Here is a 19,517-nt window from a genome sequence, read left to right as displayed (position 1 = left end):
CGACTCCTTGGAGACGGTGGATGACAACGTTCGGCGCATCCTACGCGGGGAAGCGCGGCGCCGGCAGGCACCCGGTGCAGCCACGGGCAGTACAGTCCCCCGATGGACGACGACCTGACCCAAGCCCTCGCCTGGGCCGAATGGCTTGGCGCGCACGCGCTGCCCGTGCTGGTGACCGCTCTGCTCGCGGTGCTCATGGCCTGTGCTGCCCTCGTGGTCGGCTTCCACCGCTACGGCAACCACATCGCATGGAGCCGCCTGCCGCGCCCGCTGCTGCTGGGCCTGTGCCTGGCCGTTGGCGCGGGGGTGCTGGTCGGCATGGCGTCGCTCTTTGCGGAGATGCTGGAAGCGTTCGACGCGCAAGAGGAGATCGGCCAGTTCGACGAGCGGCTGACCGAGACCCTGGCGCGCGAGCTCTCACCAACCGTGCTGCGCTTCTTCGGCCTGTGGACGCAGCTGGGTGACCCGTGGCCGCTGACGCTGCTGGTGATGATGGTGGCGCTGGTGTTGCTGCTGCGCCGGTACACGTCGCTGGCGCTGGGCTGGGCGGTGACCTGCGCGGGCGGTGGCCTGCTCAACCGCTTGCTCAAGTCCATCTTCGAGCGCGTGCGCCCACTGCACGACCATGGCTTTGCGCAAGCCGATGGCTACAGCTTTCCCAGCGGGCACACCTCGGGCTCGTTGGTGGTGTACGGCATGCTGGCCTACCTGTGCCTGCGGCTGCTGCCGCCGCGCTGGCACCTGGGCGGCGTGCTGCTGGCCGCCACGCTGGCCTTCACCGTGGGCTGGAGCCGCGTGATCCTGCAGGTGCACTGGGCCAGCGATGTGATCGCCGGGTTCGCCTTTGGCGTGGCCTGGCTGACGCTGTGCATCACGGCGATCGAACTGGCTCGGCGGCATTCGCGCGCATAGCCCCGGCCTTCATCCACAGCGCGCCATTCAAGGAAGAGGAGGACACACCATGGGTCGCAAGGAATTTGAAGCCTCACGCGCAAGCGGCGTGCACGCGCAGCTGGCGCGCATGGCCGGCCAGTGGCAAGGCCGCTTTCGCCTGTGGTTCGAGCCCGGTGAGCCGGCCGAGGACTCGGTGCAGCGCGGCAGCATCCGCGTGCTGCTGGGTGGCCGCGTGCTGCTGCACGAGTACAGCGGCCACTGCAGCGGCGAGCCCATGGAAGGCGTGGCGCTGATCGCCCACCACCTGGACGAACGCCGGTACGAATCGGCCTGGGCCGAAAGCTTCGGCACCGGCACGGCCATCATGTTCAGCACCGGCGCCAGCGGCGACCCGCGCCTGTCGATGCTGGGCAGCTACGCCGACGGACAAGGCGGCGCGCGCTGGGGCTGGCGCACCGAGATCGAGCAGCCCGACGACGACACGCTCGACCTGCGCATGTACAACATCAGCCCCTTGGGGGAGGAGGTGCTGGCTGTGGAGGTGAATTACGGGCGGGTGGCTTCCGCTTAAGGCGGTAGCTGGTGTCATCGGGGCTGCACCACAACCCTCTGCTGAATCGAACCGAACACGGTCTGACCGCTGCTGTCGAAGGCCTCGATCCGCACCGTTTCACCATGCTGCAGATAGGGCGTCACAGCCTTCCCGCCTTCCAGTATCTCGAGCATCCGTTTCTCTGCAATGCAGCCGTACCCGGCCCCTGCACGGCGATTGGAGACCGTGCCGGCCCCCAGCAGCGTTCCGGCACAGGCGGAGCGAGTACGGCAAAGGTGGCAGGCGAGATCCGCGAACGAGAAGTGCATGTCGTCCCCACTGCGCAGACGCCCCACCTGCTCGCCGTTGCGCCAGACGGCCAGATCAAGATGCAGCCGCTCCCCATCCCAAGCAGGGCCGAATTCGTCGAGTGTCACCGCCACGGGTGAGAACGCCGATGCAGGTTTGCTCTGGACGAAGCCGAAGCCCTTCGCCAGTTCTGCCGGAATCAGTTCACGCAAAGAGACGTCATTGACGAGGACGGCGAGCCGAGCGCCTCTGGATCCCTCCTCCGCCGTCGCCCCGGCGGGCAGGTCACCCAGTACAAGCGCCAGCTCGGCCTCAAAGTCGATGCCCCATGCGGCATCCGCGAACACCATGTCATCGTTGGGGCCCAGCAGCGTGTCGCTCCCCCCCTGATACATCAAGGGATCGCTGTAGAGCTCGGGCGGCATGGCAGCACCTCGCGCCTTGCGCACCAGTTCCACATGGTTCAGATAGGCCGAACCATCTGCCCATTGATAGGCGCGGGGCAGTGGCGCCATGCACATGGATGCCTGAAAGGGAAAGGCTCCCGCCAGTTGGCCGGCTTCCAGTTGGGCGGCCCGAAACCTCAGGTCCTGCTCCACGGCGTTCCAGCGGTCAAGGGCTGCCTGCAGCGTCTGTGCAATGTCTGCAACGAATACAGCCCTGTCCAGTCGGTTGGTCACAAGAACCAGTTGCCCATCGCGCGACCCATCGCGGTAGGTTGCGAGCTTCATTCAATGGTCTCCAGGGTTTCGCGAGCGCGTCATCGGCGCTCAGCGCATCAGTCCTTCGGGGTCCAGGATGGCAATGCATCCTGGCTGACGGGTAACCAGGCCGCGCCGCTCAAAGTCAGCGAGCGTCAGGCTGACCCAGGTGCGGCTCGCGCCGATCATCTTTCCAAGGTCATCGTGGGTGAGATCGTGCACGGCCTGTTTGCCGTTTGGCGTTCTGGTGGCCAAGGCCACCAGAATGCGCCCAAGCCGTTGCGACGCGGAATCCAGCACAAGCGGCGCGCTGCGTTCGATGTTCTCCACGGCCAGCAAGGCCAGCAGGCGCGTGATGTTGTGAGAGAAGCGGGGAAAACGCTCCAGGCAGGCGGAAAAATCGGTGGCTGACAGGATGGAAACATCCACCTGCCCAGCCGCTTCTGCGGACAGGATCCGCGGACGCTGAAGCACGGCGGCGGCCAGTCCGAGGATGCTCCCCCCGTTGAGCATGCTGAGCGTGAATTCCTCCCCTTCGGGTGACGTGATGAACAGGCGAACCCGTCCATTGCGCACCACCACCAGCGTGTCGCTGGGTTCGCCCTGGCTGAAGATCACGGCGCGGGGTGGTGAGTAGGACCGTGCGCGCATGAGGCTGTGCACAGCCTCTGCCTCTTCGTGACTGAGGCCCTGCAGCGCCTGATTCCATTTGGGATTGTTCCGCCGTTCCATCGCGCACACTATGCCGCAGCCTCACTGAAGTACCGATCAAACTTGTCGGCCTCACCGCGAAACAGGTCTGCATCCGGTGGCGCAGGTCGGGGTTCCGAAATCGCGGGCCATTGTGCCGCCATGCGCTGATTCAGGTCGCGCCAGAGCGGTGCAGCATCCATATCAAACGCAATCGCCGCGGCCGGGCATTCCGGCTCGCACACGCCGCAGTCGATGCAGACTGCCGGGTCGATGACAAGCATGCTCCGGCCTTCCCGAAACGCGTCCACAGGGCAAATGGCGACGCAATCGGTGTACTTGCACCGGATGCAGGCCTCGGTCACGACGTAGCTCATTTCTCGACGAATGCCCGCTCGAACACGTAGTCGCCGGCCTCGCCCGTGCAGGGAGAAGCCTCAAACCCGCGGGCATCCAGTTCGGCGCGGATTTCTGCCAGAGCAGGCGGATTCCCGCAGATCATCACCCTGTCCGAAGCGGGCGAGAGCGGGGGCAATCCCAGGTCTTGCGCCAGCCGGCCGCTGCGAATCAGATCCGGTATGCGCCCCGTCACCTTGAATGGCTCGCGCGTGCAGGTCGGGTAGTACACAAGGCCGCGGGCAACCTGTTCCCCCAGGTACTCGTCGTTGGGCAGGTTTACCTGCAGGTCCTCCGCATACGCGAGTTCACTCACATACCGCACCCCGTGCACCAGAACGACGCGCTCGAACCGTTCATAGACCTCCGGGTCGCGCACAAGGCTCATGAAGGGCGCCAGGCCCGTGCCCGTCGCGAGCAGGTACAGATGGCGTCCCGGTCGCAAATCGTCGAGCACCAGGGTCCCTACGGCTTTGCTGCCAACCAGCACCTCGTCCCCTTCATGAAGGTGCTGGAGCCGCGACGTCAACGCACCATCGGGTACCTTGATGCTGAAGAACTCGAGCTCCTCCGCATGGTTCGGACTGGCGATGCTGTACGCGCGCATCAACGGCTTGCCTGCCACTGGCAGGCCCACCATGACGAAGTGTCCATTTCGAAAACGAAGACCGGGCGCACGCGTGGTGGTGAAGCTGAACAGCGTGTCGTTCCAGTGCCTTACGGAGGTAACGCGTTGGGTGGTGATGGCACTCATGCTCGGCTCACTGCACCTTGATGTTGCTCTCGCGGACCACGCGGGACCAGCGCGACACTTCCGACCGGATGAAGCGGTCGTATTCCTGCGGGCTGCTGCCCACCGGCTCCATGCCGAAGTTTCGTACCTTTGCAGCGAATGCCGGTTCCTTCACCACGGCAGCAATGTCCGCACCCAGCTTGTCGATCACGGGCCGTGGCACTTTGCTGGAAGTCACCATGCCAAAGGCAGACACCACCTCAAAGCCTGGAACCGTCTCCGCAATCGTGGGATACGTGGGGTCGCTGGGCATCCGATCCTTCAAGGTGATGCCAAGGACCTTCAGCCGGCCAGCCCGGACGTATTCCTTCACAGGTGCCCACACGTCGAACATGAGAGGGACGCGACCGCTGAGCACGTCGGCATGGGCAGCCGCACTTCCGCTGTAAGGCACGTGCAACAGGTCGGTGCCCGCGAGAGAGTTGAGCAGCGCCCCGGACATGTGGTTGAGCGTTCCGGCACCCGGCGTGGCGTAGCTCAGTGAATCCGGCTGCGCTCTGGAAAGCGCGATCAGCTCGCTCAGGTTGTTGGCCGGCACCGACGGATGGGCCACCAGCACGCAGGCCGACGTGGTGATCTGGCTCACGCCCGCAAGGTCGCCCAGCGTGTCGTAGGGCAGGTCGCTGCGAATGGCGGGGTTGACCACATGTGCCATGACCACCATGCCGATGGTGTGGCCGTCCGGAGTTGCCTTGGCAACCAGGTTGGTGCCGATGGTGGAGCCACCACCGGCACGGTTCTCGATCACCACCGGTTGTTTCCACTTCTCCGACAACCTTTCACCCAGCATGCGCGCCAGAACGTCGGTGGGGCCACCGGCGGTGAATGGCACCACGATGCGCACGGGTTTTGACGGGAACGCTTCCTGCGCTCTCAGTGGCAAGACCGCACAGGCGGCAGTTGCAATGGCGAGCACGAATCGGGTCAAGAGCTTCATGAGAGTCCTCCGGTAGTAGGTGAGTGACACATGTGGGTAGACGGGGTGAAGGTACTTCTGGGCGCATCGCTCGCCAGGCAGTCCAGGCCGCCCTTGAATTCGGCGACCGCGAAAATCTCCGCGCCATGGCGTTCCAGCCATTCGCTGTCAATCGACAGTCCGTTTTTCTGCAGCAAGGGTTGCGAAGCCTCCACGATGGCCTTCCAGTCCGCGAGGTGCCGAAGCTCCTTGAGCCGATCTGGATGAGGCGCCTGCCCCAATGCCTGGGCGAGGAGCTCCGTGAAGTTCAGCACTTCGAACTCCTCGGTTCTCTCCAGACCGATGAAGGCCATGTGGCAGCCGTGGTACAGCGTGACGAGTGCATCGGCCTGGTGGAACCTGACGCGGTCGACTAGGTGCTGATGTTCCCGGGCCTGCAATGCGGGCGTCTTGGAGCAGCCGGATCCACCGCAGGTGTAGGACGACTCCAGAACCATCTCCACCACCTCCAGTCCTGGTATCGAGCGCAACAGGGATTCAACGTTGCGCCCGATCTCGGGCATCCCCTGATGCGCGTGCAGCACCACCCGACGAGGAATTCGATGGACAAAGAGCTCCTTGAGCCGATCGGCACGCGACACGAAGTAGTCCGTCACGTGGTCGAACTCGTACTCACGGGGAACAAAGCCCTGCAGGGTTTCGTTCAGATGAACTTCACAGGTCGGGCACCAGTTCAGGATCTTCTCTGGCTCGAATGCCGCGAAACGCTTGAGCGTGTGGGCGGTGACGCGCCCGCCCACCTGCACTTCCCCCTGCCATTTGGAGGCGATGACACCGCAGCAGGATGAAGGGCCGCCCGCCACTTCGTAGTCGACTTCGAGAGCATCCAGGACCGCCATGGTGTTGAACATGAGGTTGGGCGTTCGAAGAGCGTTGCAACCGGTGTAGAACACCATCTGCGCCTTGCGAGGACGCGCCGGCACAAACAGGCGCGCATAGTCAGGAGGCAGCAATTGCATGGCGATCATCAGTTTGATGGACCGCGCCATCCGCCGAAAGAGTTGAGGAGTCCGGCTCTCTCTGGCGGCGTCGTGCATGCTCGCCAACATCAGCAGGCGACGGGGATTGACCTCTTCCGGGCACGCGGGAATGCAATCACCACACCCGTTGCACCCGTGCAGCCAGTCGGCCGAGGCTGCTTGCGGTGCCACACCGGTGCGCAGCAGTTTCAGAACGCCACCAATCACCTGGCGTGGCTCGGCGCCTGATGCCGCGCCGTGCGGCACAACGGGGCACACCTCGACGCATCGCGCGCATCCCGTGCACGCCGACAGCAAGTCCTGGGTCTCGCTGCCCAGGTAGACGTCCGCATCAGCTGTCATCACACCCATGGGGCTTGCCTCGGCAGATGCACCACCGCCTCAATTTCAACCAGCATGCGCGGGTCGATCAATCGCGAAACCTCCAGCAACGTGGCGGCAGGCTTGCCGACAAAATACGGAGCCCGGATTTCAAGCGTCTCCGTATGGAATCGCTCGATATCGGTCGTGTACAGCGTGTACTTGACGACATCCTCCCAGCGTGCGCCGGCCGCCTTGATGATGTCATCGAGGTTTCGAAAGCACTGTGCGGTCTGCTCTCGAATGTCGCCCTCGCCTACGATCCGCCCTTCGGGATCTCGTGCAGTGATGCCCGCCGTGTGCAGGGTGAGGCCCGAATGCACCACGCCCATGGAGAACCTGACCGCGTTCTCCCAGGGTTTGCCAACCTCCACCACACGGCGGCTCATGCTGGAACCCCATTCAGCAGCAGTACGACGCACTCGGCGCCTGCACGGCGGTCCCGACCGATCTCCTGGTACTCGGGCGAGTCCGACCAGGCGCGGAAGGTCGCTTCGTCGGGAAACGAAAGCACAACGACCTTGTCGCCGAACCAGGTCCCTTCTTCAACCTTCGGAGCTTCGTCGGCAGCGAGGACTTGCCCCGCGAACTTCCGGAAGACACGACCGAACGCTGCCTGATAGCGGTCGTAGGCGGATCGATCCTTGAACTTCAGCTGGGCAACAACGTATACGGCCACAAGGACACCTTGTTTCGAGTTGAGGTGTTGCAAGTGTCCTGCGACGTGTCGTTCCTTCCAGTTAACTTCTTAACATCCGACCAGCATTGCCAGCCACACCACTAGCAGCCCTCTCCCTTTGCAATGTCCTGCCCAATCATCAGCCGGTGCCCATCCGGCGTCGCCACCAGAAACTCCCGCATGCCGTGTGGCTTGTCCGCCGGCGGCTGTGGGATCAGCGCGCCGCGCTGAACGAATTCCGCGTGCAGCGCGTCGACGTCGTCGACGTGCAAGTAAGCAAAGTAGCTGTGGTCGCCCGTGGCGGACGCGGGCATGGCGTCGGGGCAGTGGCCGATCATGATGCGCACGCTGCCGCGTGCCAGCAGTTGCCACCCGCTGCCTGCTGGCCACTCGGCCTTGAAGCCCAGGGCGTCCCTGAAGTAGGCGGTGCTGCGTTCGATGTCGGGCACGGCCAGCACGAATGCAAACGGGCGCAGCGGGGGTGTCTGGGGCATGTGGCTACTTCCGGGTGTCTCGGGGCGGGCACTCGGGCACGTGGGTTATCGGTACAGGCTGTCGCCCGCGTCCAGCGCCGGCGGGCGCAGCAGGTCCTTGTCGATGCCCATGACCGCGCTGGCACGTTCCACCGCCTGCCACAGCAGGGCCGGCATCTTCAGGATGTCTTCGGGTGTGTCGGCGTTCGCAATCCAGGCGCTGATGTGCTGGTGCTGTTCGGGGGTGAGCAATGCCAGGTTCAGCATCTCGTCGATGGTTTTCATGGGGTTCGGGCGGGTTGGGTCTGGCACACAAGGCGCAGGTTACGTCATCCCCGTCATCCTGCGGCAGCGTGGGTCATTCAGCGCATGGATGTGTCCGCCGCGGCGTCCGGTCTAACATGGCCCGACCGGCCTGCCCTGTGAGCCGAACAAGGAGATGCATGAAACAACGCCAACTGGGCGCCACCGGCCCCGCGACATCCGCCATCGGCCTGGGCTGCATGGGCATGAGCGAGTTCTATGGCCAGACCGACGACGACGCCGCGCTGCGCACGCTCGAACGCGCGCTGGCGCTGGGCGTCTCGCATTTCGACACGGCCGACACCTACGGCCTGGGGCACAACGAAACGCTGCTGGGCCGCTTCATCACCGCTGGGGGCGCGGCGCGCCGCCAGCGGGTGGTGCTGGCGACCAAGTTCGGCATCGTGCGCAAGGCCGGCCAGTACGAGCGGCGCATCGACAATTCCCCAGCCTATATCCGCGAAGCCTGCGACGCGTCGCTGCGGCGCCTGGGCGTGGACCACATCGACCTGTACTACTGCCACCGCCGCGACCCGGCTGTGCCCATCGAGGACGTGGTGGGCGCCATGGGTGAACTGGTGCAGGCGGGCAAGGTCGGGGCCATCGGCCTGTCGGAGGTGTCTGCCGACACGCTGCGCCGCGCGCATGCGGTGTGCCCCGTTGCCGCGGTGCAAAGCGAGTATTCGCTGTGGAGCCGCGAGCCCGAGGCCGGCATGCTCGCCACCTGCGCCGAACTGGGCGTGGCCTTTGTGGCCTACAGCCCGCTGGGCCGCGCTTTCCTCACCGGCACGGTGGACGTGGGCCAACTGGCGGACAACGACTTCCGCAAGCACAACCCGCGCTTCGTAGGCGAGGCACAGGCCGCGAACCAGCGCCTGGTGGCCGAGCTGACGGCCTTCGCCGCCGAACGCGGGCTGAGCAATGCGCAGGTCGCGCTGGCGTGGCTGCTCAACAAGCACCCGCATGTGGTACCCATTCCCGGCACGCGCCGCATTCTCTACCTGGAGAGCAATGTGGGTGCGGTGGACATCGCGCTCACACCCGACGAGATCGCGCAGCTGGACCGCCTGTTCAACCCGCAGGCCGTGGCCGGCGCACGCTACCCGGAAGCGGGGCTCGTGGGCATCGAGGGCCGGTAGGCCGCGATCAATCCGGCGCCGACGCCGTGAGCGGGTTGCCCATGGCCGTGCGGCGTGCCACCTCGCGCTTCGCGTACGCGGTGGGGGACAAACCCGACCAGCGCCGGAACGCGCGGGCAAACACCTTGTCGGACTCATAGCCCGCGTCCTGCGCCACCCGGGCCAGCGGCAGGTGGCCGGCCTCCAGTTGCTCTGCCGCGAGGGCCATGCGGTGGCCTCCCAGGTAGCCCATGGGGGTGTCGCCCACCAGGGCCTTGAAGCGCTCGCTGAAGCGCGAGCGCGACATGGCGGCCTCGCGCGCCAGGGCTTCCACGCTCCAGCCGCGCGCGGGCTCGCGGTGCATGGCGGCGATGGCGCGGGCGATGGCCGGGTCCGACAGGCCGCGCCACCAGCTCGCTTCGGCGGGCCCGGCGGCGCGCAGCAGGTGCTCGCGCAGGATGTTGACCAGCAGCAGCTCGCCCATGCGGCTGGCCGAGAGGCGCCAGCCGGGCCGCTGGCCCAGCGTCTCCGTCACCAGCGCCTCCATCGAGGCGGCCAGGCTGACGGCGGTGGACAGTTCGCTGGCGCGCACGTGGATCAGGGGCGGCAGCACGCTCAGCACCGAGTGGCGGCAATAGGCGGAGAACCACAGCAACGCGCTGAACATCTCGCACGGCTCACCGCCACCGCCGTGGCGCAGGTCCAGCGGTGCTTCGTCGCGCGCGCCGGGCGTGCGCTGCGTCAGCAACTGCGCGAAGGGCACGGTGGGGGCGTCGGGCGCGGAGCCCATGCGGTGCGGTGCGCCCAGCGGCATCATGACCAGGTCGCCCGGTTCCACGCGCAGGGGCGCGCCGCCACCGGTCGCCTCGATCCACCAGGGCGCGCCGCGCGCCATTCGGATCATGGCCGAGCCCGACACGCCATTGGAATGCAGACCCCAGGGCGCGGAGAGGTGGAACCGGGCGGTCACGGCCCGTTCGGCGCGGCAGATGCCGAGGACTTCGCTGAGGACATCCATGGACGAATCGTACCCATTTCAGGCGTCCGGGCGGTTGAGCATGCGGGGCACGCGCTGAACAATGCAGCTCTCGTCAATGCAGGAGACACGCGCATGAGCCATCTGAAAATCGGTATCGCTGGCGGCGGTGTGGGCGGCCTGGCCGCGGCCATCGCACTGCGCCGGCAAGGCCACGACGTCACCGTGTTCGAGCAGGCCAAAGGCTTCTCGCGCGTGGGTGCGGACATCAACCTCACGCCCAACGTGGTGCGCGCCATCGACGGCCTGGGCGCGGGCGCGGCCATTCGCGAACGCGGCGCACGCCCCACCTTCCGCATCAGCCGCGACTGGGACACCGGCGCCGAAACCTCGCGCCTGGGCATGGGCAACATCGCCGAAGAGCAGTACGGCGCGCCGCAGGTCACCATCCACCGCGCCGACATCATCCACGCGCTGGCCGAACAGTTCCCGATCGAACAGATCCAGTTCGACAAGCGCATCAAGACCCTCACGCAGAACGACGCCGGTGTGACCGTGCAGTTCGAGGACGGCGGCACCGCGGCGTTCGACGCGGTGGTCGGCGCCGACGGCATCCACTCGCGCGTGCGCACCGCCCTCTTCGGCGAAGAGCACCCGCGCTTCACCGGCGTGGTGTCGTTCCGCTCGGTGGTGCCCACCGAGCGCGTGAAGCATGTGCCCGAAATCGAAGCCTTCACCAAGTGGTGGGGCCCGAACCCGCAGAGCCAGATCGTCACCTTTCCGCTCAACCAGGGCAAGGAGACCTTCATCTTCGCCACCACCGGGCAGGACAGCTGGACCGAGGAGTCCTGGACCAGCGAGGGCGACGTGAACGAGCTGCGCGGCTTCTACAAGGACTTCCACGCCGACGCGCGCGCCCTGCTCGACGCCTGCGACAGCACGCTCAAGAGCGCGCTGTACGAGCGCGACCCGCTTCCCGCATGGTCGGTGGGCACGGTCACGCTGCTGGGCGATGCCTGCCACCCCATGCTGCCCTTCATGGCGCAGGGCGCGGGCATGGCCATTGAAGACGCCGTGGTGCTGGGCCGCGCGCTCGCGGGTGTGAGCAGCCGCGCGCAGGCAGAAGCCGCGCTGCGCCGCTACGAGAAGACGCGCCAGGAACGCACCGCGAAGATCCAGATCGGATCGCGCGGCAACCAGTGGATGAAGGGCCAGGGCAACGCCGACTGGGTCTATGGCTACGACGCGTGGAACGAACCCCTGGCCAGCGCCTGAACATTTTTTGAAGGAGACAAATGACATGAGCACCCCCCACACCACCCTGGCGCGCCGCGCCCTCGCCTGCGGCCTGATCGGTTCCGCGCTGGCCCTGGCCCTGCCCTTTGCCGCGGCGCAGGGTTTCCCGAGCAAGACGGTCACCCTGGTCGTGCCCTTCCCGCCCGGCGGCGGCCCCGACCTGGCCGCGCGCGTGCTGGCCGACAAGCTCGCGCCGAAGTTCGGCCAGCCTGTGGTGGTGGAGAACCGCCCCGGCGCGGGCGCGCTGCTGGCCGCGAGCGCCGTGGCGCGTTCGGCCGCCGACGGCCACACCCTGCTGTTCTCGCCCAACACGGTGGTGATCTCGCCGCACGTGCTCGCGCCCGGCGCCGGCAGCGGCGTGGACGTGCACAAGGACCTGGTGCCCGTGATCTCGCCCGCCACCACGCCCATGGTGCTGGTGGCCAACCCCACGCTGGGCGCGACCACGCTCAAGGGCGCGCTGGACGCGGCGCGCAAGAGCCCCGGCCTGCCCTACGGCAGCCCTGGCAACGGCTCGCCCATGCACTTCGCGGGTGAAATCCTCAAGCGCTCGGCGCAGGTGGAACTGCTGCACGTGCCCTACCGCGGCGTTGGCCCCTCGATCACCGCCGCGCTCAGCGGTGAAGTCAAACTGCTGTTCACCGGGCTGGGCGGTGCGGTGCCGCACATCAAGGCGGGCAAGCTGGTGCCGCTGGCGCTGACCGAGAAGCAGCGCTCGGCCCTGTTGCCCGACTTGGCCACCGCCACCGAACAGGGCGTGGCGGGTGTCGAGGTCAACGCCTGGTACGGCGTGCTCGCACCGGCCGGCACGCCGGCGGCCGTGGTCGCGCAGCTCAACCAGGCGTTCAACGAAGCGCTCAAGTTGCCCGACGTGCGCGAGAAACTCGCCGGCGCCGGCCTGGACGTGCTCGGTGGTTCGCCGCAGGTGCTGGCCGATTTCATGAAGGCGGACAACGAGCGCTACGGCAAGCTGGCGAAGGAACTCAACATCAAGGCAGATTGAGCGCCCTATGAGCGGCCGCCCGAACTTCCTGCTGTTCATCACCGACCAGCACCGCGCGGACCACCTGGGCTGCTACGGCAGCCCCGATGTGCGCACGCCGCACATCGACGCACTCGCCGCGCAGGGCTGCCGGTTTGATCACTTCCACGTCGCCACGCCGATCTGCCAGCCCAACCGCGCCTCGCTCATGACAGGGCGGCTGCCCAGCGTGCACGGCCTGCAGATGAACGGGCGTGAGCTCTCGCTGGGCGAACGCACCTTCGTGCAGACACTGCACGAGGCCGGCTACCAGACCGGGCTGGTGGGCAAGTGCCACCTGCAGAACATCACCACCATCCCCGCGCCCTGGCCCGCCGCCGGCCAGCGCCTGCCGCAGGACGCGCTGCAGGCCTTTCCAGGCCGCTACGGGCAGGAGGTGTGGAAGCGCTGGGAGGACGACCCCGCCTTCGAGCTCGACCTGCCCTACTACGGCTTCGAACAGGTGCGCCTGACCATCGGCCACGCCGACGAACAGCACGGCCACTGGCGGCGCTGGCTGCGCGAGCAGACGCCCGAGGCCGACCGCCTGATCGGCCCGGACAACGCCATGCCCACACCTGGCCTGGCGCTGGCCGCGCTGCGCCAGGCCTGGCGCACCCGCGTGCCTGAGGAGCTGTACCCCACGAGCTACATCGCCAGCCAGACCTGCGACATGCTCGCGCGCATGGCCGGTGCGGGCCAGCCCTTCTTCGTGCAGTGCTCCTTCCCCGACCCGCACCACCCGTTCACGCCACCGGGCCGCTACTGGGACCTGTTCCACCCCGACGACGTGACGCTGCCGGCCTCGTTCCATGCCGAGCCGACCGACCCGCCGCCGCCCCTGCGCTGGCTGCGCGAACAGCGGCGCGGCAACCCGGCATTCCGCCCGGGTTACGGCAGCTTCGCCGGATCCGAGCAGGAGGTGCGCGAGGCGCTGGCCCTCAACCACGGCAGCCTGGCCCACATCGACGACAGCATCGGCCGCGTGATGGCGCAGTTGCGCGCACTCGGCCTGGACGACAACACCGTGGTCATGTTCACCAGCGACCACGGTGACCTGCTCGGCGAGCGTGGCCTGATGTTCAAGGGTGGCCTGCACTACCCGGCGCTCACGCGCGTGCCCTTCATCTGGCGCGACGGCGCTGCGGCACCGGCGACTGGAAGCAGCAAGGCTTTGACGCAGACCATCGACATCGCCGCCACCGTGCTCGACCGCGCCGGCCTGCAACCCGCCAACGGCATGCAGGGCGCCTCGCTGCTGCCGTTGGTGAGCGGTGAAGCCACCGCGGTGCGCGAGCAGTTGCTGATCGAGGAAGAAAGCCAGCGCAGCGACTTCGGCATGGACCGCCGCGTGCGCATGCGCACCCTGCGCGACCACGGCCACCGCATCACGATCTACGACGGCCAGCCCTGGGGCGAACTGGTGAACCTGCGCGACGATCCGCTGGAACTGCGCAACCTCTGGGACGATGCGGCCAGCCTTTCACTGCGCCGCGAACTCATGGAACGGCTGGCACGCACCATGCTGTCGGCGGCGGACCAGAGCCCGTACCCGGGCGCAGCGGCCTGACGGGCGCGCGCCGGGCGCGCGCGAATCAGACCAGCGTGCGCAACCAGGCCGCGCAGTCCTGCGAGGCCTGCACCGGCCAGTGCACGGTGAGGGTGGTTTCGCCGCGGCGCAGTTCCACGCGGATGTCCTGGCCAACCGCCGGGGCCTGGCCGAACAGGCGCGCCCAGAAGCCCGGGCTTTGTGCGGCACGCGCTGGTGCGGCGGGCACGGCCTGCGGCGCGGGCGCGTGGTGCACGGTGGGGGGCGGTGCCACATCCGGAGCAGATGATCCGGCTGCCGGCATAGCAACGGCAGGTTCCGCCGGCACCTCAAGGGGCATCGCCACCGCCGCACCCGTGCCCGCCAGCCGCGCCGCCGCGTTCACCCCGAACTCGTCCCACATGCGGTCGGCCTTGGTCTTCATCACGCCCAGGCCGAAGGTGCCCATGCGGCCGAGCACGTCCACCTTCACCTTCATGCGCAATTCGGTGCCGCCGCCCTCGCGTTCGGCCAGCCACATCTCGCTGGTCTGCTTGAGCGAGCTGGCCACCGAGGCGTCTTCGCCCGTGCCTTCGGCGCGCAGGTAGCGCGGCTCGTCGCGCTCGACGATGCGCGTCTTGAGCTTGAAGCGCGCGCTGATGAAGGAGATCTTCACCTTCATCACCGCGACGTATTCGTCGTCGCTGATCACGTCGATGGATTCCATGCCCGGCACGCAGGCGCCCATGGCATTCGGGTCGAGCAACAGGGCCCAGACGAGCGCGGGGGGCGCGTCGAGCAACAGGGTCTTTTCAATTTCCACGCATCTTCTCCGCGGCGGTCAGGATGGATTCGACGATCTGGGTGTAGCCGGTGCAGCGGCAGAGGTTGCCGTTGAGGCCATGGCGCACCTCGTCTTCGCTGGGCGACGGGTTGTTCGCCAGCATCGCGCACGAGGTCATGAGAAAGCCCGGCGTGCAGTAGCCGCACTGCAGGCCGCCGCACTGCATGAAGCTCTCCTGCAGCGGGTGCAGCTGTTCGCCCTGCGCCAGGCCTTCCACGGTGGTGATGCTGCGGCCCTGCGCCTGCACGGCCAGGCTCAGGCAGGACTTGACGACCTGGCCGTCGACCAGCACCGAGCAGGCGCCGCAGATGCCGGTTTCGCAGCCTCGCTTGGTGCCGGTGAGGTGCAGGTCGTCGCGCAGGAAGTCGGACAGCAGGCGCCGCGCGGGCACGGTGCATTGCACGGCTTCGCCGTTGACGGTGAGTTCAATCGGATGCTGGCTCATGGCTTAGTCCTCGGTCAGGCCAAACAGGCCGGCGATGTTGCGCTGGGCCACGACGCGCACCATCTCGCGGCGGAAGTCGGCGTCGCCGCGCGCGTCTGAGACGGGTTCGATGTCGGCCGCGACCAGGGCGGCCGCTTCGGCCGCGACTTCGGCGGTGACGGTCTTGCCGGCCAGAAAGGCCTCGGCGCGTGGCAGGCGCACGGGGATGGGGGTGGACGCGCCGACGGCGATGCGCGCTTCGGTGCAGGTGGCGCCCTGGCGCCGCGCCAGCAGTGCCACGCTGACCAGCGGCCGATGCTCAGCCGCGGTGCGCAGGAAGCGCGCGTACTGGCCACTGGCGTCGGCCGGCATCGGCGGCACGCGGATCTCGGTCAGCAGTTCGTCGGGCTCCAGCGCGGTCGTGTAGTAGTCCACCAGAAAGTCCGGCATGGCCAGCACGCGCTCGCCGCGCGCGCTGCTCAGCACCACCTGTGCGTCCAGCGCGAGCAGGCAGCCAGGTGGGTCGGTGGAGGGGTCGGCGTAGCAGAGGTTGCCGCCGATCGTGCCCTGGTTGCGCACCTGCGGGTTGGCCACGCGCGCGGCCATGCTGGCCAGCATGGGCCAGCGCTCTTGCACCAGCACAGAGGCAGCCACCTCGGCGTGCGGCGTGAGCGCGCCGATGCGCAGGCCGCCGCGCCCGTCCAGCGCGATGCCGCGCAGGTGCTGCAGCCGGCCCAGCGACACCAGGTGCGTGGGCGTGAGCATGCGCTGGCGCATGCCCAGCAGCAGCGCGGTGCCGCCCGCGATCACGCGGCACTCGTCGCCCAGGTCGGCCAGCATGCGGCTGGCTTCGGCCACGCTGGCGGGTTCGAGGAAGTCGAAATCAAGCATGGGTCGTCTCCCGCAGGGCACGCAGGCCCGCGAGCACTTTCTGCGGCGTGATCGGCAGGTCGGTGATGCGCACGCCCACGGCGTCGTACACGGCGTTGGCGATCGCTGGTGCGCCGGGCAGGATGGCGGTTTCGCTCGCGCCCTTGGCGCCGTGCGGGCCGTTGGGTTCGTGGGACTCGACCAGGCCGCCGCGCAGCATGGGCACGGCGTCGGCGGTGGGCATGGTGTAGTCGGCAAAGTTGCCGTTCATGAGCCGGCCGCCTTCCAGTTGCAGTTGCTCGTAGAGCGTCCAGCCCATGGCCTGCACGGTCGCGCCATTGGTCTGGCCGTGGATCGCCAGCGGGTTGAGCGCCTTGCCACAGTCGTCGCTGACGAAGCTGTCGGTCACCGTGACCTGGCCGGTCCGCGTGTCCACCTCGACCTCGACAGCCTGCGCGGCGAAGGAATACGCCGGCGCGATGTTGCCGTACACCTGGTCGTCGTGCATCTGCGTCTTCGCGTCCCAGTTGCCCAGCACCTGGATGCCTTCGCCACCATGGCGCCAGATGTGCTGGCGCGCCAGCTCGGCCAGCGTGCGGCGCTGTTGCGGCTGGGCCTTCACCTGCACGAAGCCATCGGCCAGTTCCAGTTGCTCGGCCGGTGTGTCCAGCATCTGCGCGGCCACGGCGAACAGCTTGTCGCGCGCGGCGTGCGCGGCCACGATGGCGGCATTGCCCGCGGCCATGGTCACGCGCGAGGCCAGCGAGCCGATGCAGAAGGGCGCGGCGTCGGTGTCGGGCGCCATCACCTGCACGTGCGCCAGGGGCAGTTGCAGTTCGTGCGCAACGATCTGGCTGAGCATGGTCATCGCGCCCTGCCCCATGTCGCCCTCGCTGCAGTGCACGACCAGGCGACCGTCCTCGTTGACCTTGATCATCACGGTGGAGCCGTCCCAGTTGCCGATGGTGCGGTTGCCGCTGACGTGCATGGCCGCGGCCATGCCCACGCCGCGGCGGCGCACACCGGTCTGCGGCGCGCGCGCGCGCCTGGCCGTCCAGCCGATGGCTTCGGTGCACTGGGCGATGCATTCGAGCAGGCCGGTGCTGCCGACCTGCCAGCCGTGCACCGAGGTCTCTCCGCGCCCGATGGCGTTGCGTTGGTGGATGTCCACCGGGTCCAGCCCGAGCTGCTCGGCCATGGTGTGGATGTGGCTGTTGAGCGCGAACAGCATCTGCGTGCCGCCGAAGCCGCGGAACGCGCCGTGGGGCGGCGTGTGCGTGTAGGCCATGACGGCGTGCGAGCGCACGTTCTTCAGGCGGTGTATGTTGTCGCTGCGCATGGCGCTGACGTGCATGACCTCGGGCGAGAGGCCGCAGTACGCGCCGCAGTCGGCCAAGATGCGCACGTCCTTGGCGACGATCAGGCCGTCGCGCGTCATGCCCAGCCTGAGCGTGATGCGCTCGGGCACGCTGGAGCACGCGGCCTGGAAGTCTTCCAGGCGGTTGTTGACCAGGCGCACCGGGCGGCCGGTTTTCAGGGCGAGCAATCCGGCCACGAGCTGGTTGTCGTCCTCGATGATCTTGCCGCCGAAGCCACCGCCGACCGTGGCCGCCTGCACGCGCACGCGCGAGACCGGCAGCTCCAGCACGGCGGCCAGGCGCGCGCGCGCCAGGAACACCGACTGCGTCGAGGTCCAGACCTGCAGGCGGCCTTCGGCGTCGACCTGCGCCACGGTGGCCATGGGTTCCAGGTAACCGGGGTACTGGGCGTGCGTGGTGTAGGTGGCTTCGTGGACCAGGTCGGCCTGCGCGAAGCCCTCGTCCACGCTGCCGCGCTCGAAGCGGATCTCGTGCGCCACGTTGCCCCGGCCCGGGTGCACGCCCGGCGCGTCGGCGTCCAGCGCCTCCTCGGGGGTGAGGATGGCGGGCAGCTCTTCGTACTCGACCTCGATCAGGTCCAGCGCGTCGCGCGCGATCTCGTCGGAAATGGCGGCCACGGCCGCCACCTCTTCACCGGCGAAGCGCACCACGCCATCGGCCAGCACGGGCCGCTCCTTGTGGTGCACGCCCCAGCGGGTGGCCGGCGCATCGGCGCTGGTGAGCACCGCCTTGACACCGGGCAGCGCGCGCGCGGCGGCGGTGTCGATGCGCACGATGCGCGCGTGCGGGTACGGGCTGCGCAGGATCTTGCCGTGCAGCATGCCGGCGAGCTGGATGTCGCCCGCGTACACCGCGCGACCCAGCACCTTGGCGCGCGCAGTGACCTGGGGCGTGTCCCGCCCGAGGGTGGATGTGCTCATGGGGTTTCCTTCCGGCCGGGTGTGGACCGCAGGCTCAGTCGGCCTGGATGTTCAGGTCCTTGACCAGGGTCGAGAGCCGCGCGAAGTCGTCGGCATTGATCTTCGCCAGGGCCTCGGGCTTGCCGCCCACCGGGCGCGAACCGAAGCTGGCCATCTTCTCGACCACGTCGGGCATGCGCAGGATCTCGTTCATGTGCTCGTTGAGCAGCCTGATCACCGCCGGCGGCGTGCCTTTGGGCGCGAAGATGCCGTTCCAGGCGCCGAGCTTCACTTCCGGATAGCCCTGCTCGGCCACGGTTCGAAGTTGCGGCATCAAGGGGCTGCGTTCGTCGTCGGTCAATGCCACAGCGACCAGCTTGCCCGACTTGAGGTGCTGCTCCACCGCGCCCAGCGTCGGGTAGCCCATGCTCACACGACCCGCCAGCATGTCCGGAATCATTGGCCCGACGCCGCGGAACGGGATGTGCTGCACCTGGATGCCGGCCGCGCGGTTGAGCCACTCGGCGGCGATGTGCATCGGCGAGCCCGCGCCCGGGCTGGCATAGGTCAGTGGCTTGCCCGCCTTGGCTTGTGCCACCAGGTCCGCCACCGTCTTGATGCCGGTGTCGGGGTGGGTCACCAGCAGCACGGACTGCATCGCGGTGAGGATCACCGGCTCGAAGTCCTTGAGCGGGTCGTAGGTCGCGCTCGACGCCAGCTTGAGCACCATGGGCGCGGTGGTGAACGGGTTGGGCGTGAACAGCAGGGTGTAGCCGTCGGGCCTGGCGCTCGCCACCAGGGTGTTGCCCAGCGTGCCGCCGGCGCCCGGCTTGTTCTCGACGATCACGGTCTGCTTCAGGCGCTGCGAGAGCTTGTCGGCGAACAGGCGCGCGGTTGCGTCCGAATCGCCCCCTGGCGGATAGGCCACGACCAGGCTGATGGTCTTTTCGGGGTAGGCATCGGCCATGGCGCTGCCTGCAAACGCGGCCCCGGCGGCCAGGGCCACGGCCATCAACTGTCGACGATCGATTTTCATCTTGCACTCCTGTGAAGGCGGTTCGGTTCATGAGCGGCCC

Annotated in this window: 22 protein-coding genes; 6 read left to right on the top strand and 16 right to left on the bottom strand. The window is 67.8% G+C overall.

Features of this window, described 5'->3' with window-relative positions:
• Positions 1-102 precede the first annotated feature (102 nt).
• Together AB7P10_RS03995 and AB7P10_RS03990 are read left to right on the top strand one after the other, a co-directional pair.
• A complete protein-coding gene (locus AB7P10_RS03995; protein ID WP_428292556.1) occupies positions 103-912 on the top strand; it encodes a phosphatase PAP2 family protein in 810 nt (269 codons plus the stop codon).
• Positions 913-961: 49 nt separating this feature from the next.
• Entirely contained in the window at positions 962-1,465 is a 504-nt protein-coding gene (locus AB7P10_RS03990; protein WP_428292555.1) for a DUF1579 domain-containing protein, read from the top strand.
• Between the two features lie 14 nt (positions 1,466-1,479).
• Here AB7P10_RS03990 and AB7P10_RS03985 read toward each other — a convergent pair whose 3' ends face one another.
• The 10 genes from AB7P10_RS03985 to AB7P10_RS03940 all read right to left on the bottom strand — a co-directional run bounded on the left by AB7P10_RS03985 (position 1,480) and on the right by AB7P10_RS03940 (position 8,068).
• A complete protein-coding gene (locus AB7P10_RS03985) occupies positions 1,480-2,466 on the bottom strand; it encodes a fumarylacetoacetate hydrolase family protein (protein ID WP_428292554.1) in 987 nt (328 codons plus the stop codon).
• 39 nt (positions 2,467-2,505) lie between these two features.
• Complete coding sequence (locus AB7P10_RS03980; RefSeq protein ID WP_428292553.1) at positions 2,506-3,168, bottom strand: Crp/Fnr family transcriptional regulator; 663 nt, start codon at positions 3,166-3,168, stop codon at positions 2,506-2,508.
• A gap of 8 nt (positions 3,169-3,176) precedes the next feature.
• Entirely contained in the window at positions 3,177-3,503 is a 327-nt protein-coding gene (locus tag AB7P10_RS03975; protein ID WP_428292552.1) for a DUF3470 domain-containing protein, read from the bottom strand.
• Entirely contained in the window at positions 3,500-4,276 is a 777-nt protein-coding gene (locus AB7P10_RS03970) for a ferredoxin--NADP reductase (RefSeq protein WP_428292551.1), read from the bottom strand. Before AB7P10_RS03970 ends, AB7P10_RS03975 begins: the two co-directional genes overlap by 4 nt.
• A 7-nt stretch (positions 4,277-4,283) precedes the next feature.
• The gene (locus tag AB7P10_RS03965; RefSeq protein WP_428292550.1) at positions 4,284-5,252 is read right to left on the bottom strand and encodes a tripartite tricarboxylate transporter substrate binding protein; all 969 of its coding nucleotides are present in this window, start codon (positions 5,250-5,252) and stop codon (positions 4,284-4,286) included.
• The gene (locus AB7P10_RS03960; RefSeq protein ID WP_428292549.1) at positions 5,249-6,622 is read right to left on the bottom strand and encodes a (Fe-S)-binding protein; all 1,374 of its coding nucleotides are present in this window, start codon (positions 6,620-6,622) and stop codon (positions 5,249-5,251) included. The genes AB7P10_RS03965 and AB7P10_RS03960 overlap by 4 nt, the downstream gene beginning before the upstream one ends.
• A complete protein-coding gene (locus AB7P10_RS03955; protein WP_428292548.1) occupies positions 6,613-7,020 on the bottom strand; it encodes a RidA family protein in 408 nt (135 codons plus the stop codon). The genes AB7P10_RS03960 and AB7P10_RS03955 overlap by 10 nt, the downstream gene beginning before the upstream one ends.
• Positions 7,017-7,343, bottom strand: coding sequence for a DUF1330 domain-containing protein (locus AB7P10_RS03950; protein WP_428292547.1), 327 nt, complete (start codon positions 7,341-7,343; stop codon positions 7,017-7,019). The genes AB7P10_RS03955 and AB7P10_RS03950 overlap by 4 nt, the downstream gene beginning before the upstream one ends.
• Positions 7,344-7,411: 68 nt before the next feature.
• A complete protein-coding gene (locus AB7P10_RS03945; RefSeq protein WP_428292546.1) occupies positions 7,412-7,804 on the bottom strand; it encodes a VOC family protein in 393 nt (130 codons plus the stop codon).
• A 45-nt stretch (positions 7,805-7,849) separates the two neighbouring features.
• Complete coding sequence (locus tag AB7P10_RS03940; RefSeq protein WP_428292545.1) at positions 7,850-8,068, bottom strand: hypothetical protein; 219 nt, start codon at positions 8,066-8,068, stop codon at positions 7,850-7,852.
• Positions 8,069-8,226: 158 nt separating this feature from the next.
• Between AB7P10_RS03940 and AB7P10_RS03935 the strand changes: the two genes are divergently transcribed.
• Positions 8,227-9,225, top strand: a complete 999-nt coding sequence (locus tag AB7P10_RS03935; RefSeq protein ID WP_428292544.1) for an aldo/keto reductase — start codon at positions 8,227-8,229, stop codon at positions 9,223-9,225.
• A 7-nt stretch (positions 9,226-9,232) separates the two neighbouring features.
• On the opposite strand, the gene AB7P10_RS03930 is transcribed toward AB7P10_RS03935, so the two are convergent.
• Entirely contained in the window at positions 9,233-10,222 is a 990-nt protein-coding gene (locus AB7P10_RS03930; protein ID WP_428292543.1) for a cupin domain-containing protein, read from the bottom strand.
• Positions 10,223-10,315: 93 nt separating this feature from the next.
• Here AB7P10_RS03930 and AB7P10_RS03925 point away from each other — a divergent pair, with 93 nt between their 5' ends.
• Genes AB7P10_RS03925 through AB7P10_RS03915 form a run of 3 tightly spaced genes read left to right on the top strand, consistent with a single transcriptional unit; the run spans position 10,316 to position 14,067 of the window.
• A complete protein-coding gene (locus tag AB7P10_RS03925) occupies positions 10,316-11,455 on the top strand; it encodes an FAD-dependent monooxygenase (RefSeq protein ID WP_428292542.1) in 1,140 nt (379 codons plus the stop codon).
• Positions 11,456-11,480: 25 nt separating this feature from the next.
• Complete coding sequence (locus AB7P10_RS03920; protein ID WP_428292541.1) at positions 11,481-12,479, top strand: Bug family tripartite tricarboxylate transporter substrate binding protein; 999 nt, start codon at positions 11,481-11,483, stop codon at positions 12,477-12,479.
• 7 nt (positions 12,480-12,486) lie between these two features.
• Positions 12,487-14,067: a sulfatase family protein gene (locus AB7P10_RS03915; RefSeq protein ID WP_428292540.1), complete on the top strand. Its 1,581-nt coding sequence runs from the start codon at positions 12,487-12,489 to the stop codon at positions 14,065-14,067.
• Between the two features lie 25 nt (positions 14,068-14,092).
• On the opposite strand, the gene AB7P10_RS03910 is transcribed toward AB7P10_RS03915, so the two are convergent.
• Genes AB7P10_RS03910 through AB7P10_RS03890 form a run of 5 tightly spaced genes read right to left on the bottom strand, consistent with a single transcriptional unit; the run spans position 14,093 to position 19,477 of the window.
• Positions 14,093-14,848, bottom strand: a complete 756-nt coding sequence (locus AB7P10_RS03910) for a CoxG family protein (RefSeq protein ID WP_428292539.1) — start codon at positions 14,846-14,848, stop codon at positions 14,093-14,095.
• Positions 14,838-15,314, bottom strand: a complete 477-nt coding sequence (locus tag AB7P10_RS03905; RefSeq protein WP_428292538.1) for a (2Fe-2S)-binding protein — start codon at positions 15,312-15,314, stop codon at positions 14,838-14,840. The genes AB7P10_RS03910 and AB7P10_RS03905 overlap by 11 nt, the downstream gene beginning before the upstream one ends.
• Before the next feature lie 3 nt (positions 15,315-15,317).
• On the bottom strand, positions 15,318-16,184 hold the full coding sequence (locus AB7P10_RS03900; RefSeq protein ID WP_428292537.1) for an FAD binding domain-containing protein: 867 nt from the start codon (positions 16,182-16,184) through the stop codon (positions 15,318-15,320).
• Entirely contained in the window at positions 16,177-18,462 is a 2,286-nt protein-coding gene (locus tag AB7P10_RS03895) for a xanthine dehydrogenase family protein molybdopterin-binding subunit (RefSeq protein WP_428292536.1), read from the bottom strand. Before AB7P10_RS03895 ends, AB7P10_RS03900 begins: the two co-directional genes overlap by 8 nt.
• Positions 18,463-18,496: 34 nt before the next feature.
• On the bottom strand, positions 18,497-19,477 hold the full coding sequence (locus tag AB7P10_RS03890; RefSeq protein ID WP_428292535.1) for a Bug family tripartite tricarboxylate transporter substrate binding protein: 981 nt from the start codon (positions 19,475-19,477) through the stop codon (positions 18,497-18,499).
• Between the last annotated feature and the right edge of the window lie 40 nt (positions 19,478-19,517).

It is taken from the genome of Hydrogenophaga sp. (assembly GCF_050182545.1).
Classification (GTDB): Bacteria; Pseudomonadota; Gammaproteobacteria; order Burkholderiales; family Burkholderiaceae_C; genus Hydrogenophaga.
This window is presented reverse-complemented; position numbering and strand designations above follow the sequence as displayed.